At 66.6% G+C, this 1,438-nt stretch carries 1 protein-coding gene and 1 pseudogene; one reads left to right on the top strand and one right to left on the bottom strand.

What is annotated here, in order from left to right; all coding sequences use genetic code 11:
- Positions 1-899, top strand: a pseudogene (gene trxB, locus AUC71_RS06635) (thioredoxin-disulfide reductase); the annotation flags it as partial.
- On the opposite strand, the gene AUC71_RS06630 reads toward trxB, so the two are convergent.
- A partial coding sequence (locus tag AUC71_RS06630; protein ID WP_193427023.1) for an OPT/YSL family transporter occupies positions 900-1,438 on the bottom strand: 539 nt, incomplete at its 5' end. It lies immediately after the preceding pseudogene.

Genomic DNA, 1,438 nt, shown 5'->3' with positions numbered 1-1,438 from the left:
CGCATCTCGCGCCCGCGCCATGCTGAAGCCGGTCCTGATCGAGGGCATTCAGCCCGGCGGCCAGATGACCATCACCACCGATGTGGAGAATTATCCCGGCTTCGCGACGTGATCCAGGGCCCCTGCTCATGGAGCAGATGCGCAGGCAGGCCGAGCATGTGGGCACCGAGATCATCGCCGATACGATCATTGAGGCGGACCTCAAGCAGCGGCCATTCCGGCTGAAAGGCGATAGCGGCGTGGAATACACCGCCGACACGCTGATCATCGCCACCGGCGCCAAGGCGCGCTGGCTGGGCCTGCCCTCGGAAGAGAAGTTCCAGGGCTTCGGCGTCTCGGCCTGCGCCACCTGCGACGGCTTCTTCTATCGCGGCAAGAACGTCATCGTGGTCGGCGGCGGCAACACCGCCGTCGAGGAGGCGCTGTATCTGTCCAATATTGCCTCGCACGTCACGCTCGTGCATCGCCGCGATGCGCTGCGCGCCGAGAAAATCCTGCAGCGGCGCCTTTTCGATCACCCCAAAATCAAAATCCTGTGGGACACCGAACTCGCGGAGGTGCTCGGCGACGAAAATCCGCTCGGCGTCACAGGCGTCAAGCTCGCGAATATGAAGACCGGCGAAGAGACCACCATGCCCATCGACGGCGTGTTCATCGCCATCGGCCATACGCCGCAGACCGAGCTGTTCAAAGGGCAGCTTGAGCTGAAACACGGCGGCTATATCAAGACGAAGCCGGGCTCCACCGAGACCAGCGTGGAGGGCGTGTTCGCCGCCGGCGACGTCACCGACGACGTCTATCGTCAGGCCGTGACCGCCGCCGGGCTCGGCTGCATGGCGGCGCTCGACGTGGAGCGCCACCTGGCCGGCATCGATCACCTCGCCGAAGCCGCCGAGTAGCTAGAACCACACGGACACGACGCCGAACAGGCTTTCGCCCGCCACCAGGCCTGCGGCCGCGCTCAGCAGAAAACGCGCGGCCCAGCGCGGCGCGAGCCAGTGCAGCAGGCTGGCGAGCGCGGCACCCAAAAACAGCGTGATCGAGGTGCCAGCGGGGATCACGAAGGCGAGCCCCAGCGTGGCGCCGCTCGGCACAAGCAGGAGCCGCTGTCCGTCGACGCGTCGCTCGACCAGCGCCAGCACGATGCCGATCGCGCCGGCAATGACCATGGCGATCAGTGCCGAAAATGGAATGCCGGAGAGCCCAACGCCCAAAGTCTCGGCCACCGCCTTCCACGTGGCGACGGCCGGCGCGGGCCATTCCTGGGTGAGCAATTGCGTGTCGGGATCGGTGATCAGCGCGAGATAGACGAGACTGCCCACCAGGCTGCCGACGACGACGCCCGCGCATTGCGCGATCACCTGGCGTGCGGGGCTCGCGCCCACCTCATGGCCGGCGCGGAAGTCGTTCAAAAGATCCGCGCTCTGGCCCGCGGCGC

This window comes from Methyloceanibacter marginalis (genome assembly GCF_001723295.1).
GTDB lineage: Bacteria > Pseudomonadota > Alphaproteobacteria > Rhizobiales > Methyloligellaceae > Methyloceanibacter > Methyloceanibacter marginalis.
This window is presented reverse-complemented; position numbering and strand designations above follow the sequence as displayed.